Raw genomic sequence first — 462 nt, 5'->3', positions numbered from 1 at the left:
ATTGAATTACTCGTAAGTAATCAATCAGTCAGCTTTCCAAATTGTTAAAGAGCAAGAGTTTTTAAAGCATTAAACTTTCAAAACCATTTTTAAATACACTCAGTTTTCTATTACTAAGAAAAGTGTGCTTAAAGATGGTGGGCGATACCGGGCTCGAACCAGTGACCCCCTGCTTGTAAGGCAGGTGCTCTCCCAACTGAGCTAATCGCCCATGATAGTTTTGATTCCTTCATGGAGAAAGATGGTGGAGCTATGCGGGATCGAACCGCAGACCTCCTGCGTGCAAGGCAGGCGCTCTCCCAGCTGAGCTATAGCCCCATATTTTTATTTCCTTGGGAGGAAATGGTGGGCGATACCGGGCTCGAACCAGTGACCCCCTGCTTGTAAGGCAGGTGCTCTCCCAACTGAGCTAATCGCCCCAAATTTTATTTCCTTGGGAGGAAATGGTGGGTCGTGCAGGAT

At 46.8% G+C, this 462-nt stretch carries 3 tRNA genes; all 3 read right to left on the bottom strand.

The features are described 5' to 3' along the window. Positions 1–135: 135 nt before the first annotated feature. The 3 genes from AB4209_RS22400 to AB4209_RS22390 all read right to left on the bottom strand — a co-directional run bounded on the left by AB4209_RS22400 (position 136) and on the right by AB4209_RS22390 (position 419). Positions 136–211: transfer RNA gene (locus AB4209_RS22400), tRNA-Val, on the bottom strand. Between the two features lie 31 nt (positions 212–242). Continuing rightward, a tRNA-Ala gene (locus AB4209_RS22395) sits at positions 243–318 on the bottom strand. A gap of 25 nt (positions 319–343) precedes the next feature. Further along, positions 344–419: transfer RNA gene (locus AB4209_RS22390), tRNA-Val, on the bottom strand. Between the last annotated feature and the right edge of the window lie 43 nt (positions 420–462).

Source organism: Vibrio sp. 10N.286.48.C11 (genome assembly GCF_041469805.1).
GTDB classification, from domain to species: Bacteria; Pseudomonadota; Gammaproteobacteria; order Enterobacterales; family Vibrionaceae; genus Vibrio; species Vibrio crassostreae_C.
The sequence above is the reverse complement of the archived record's forward strand: the minus strand, read 5'-3'. Positions and strand labels throughout refer to the sequence as shown.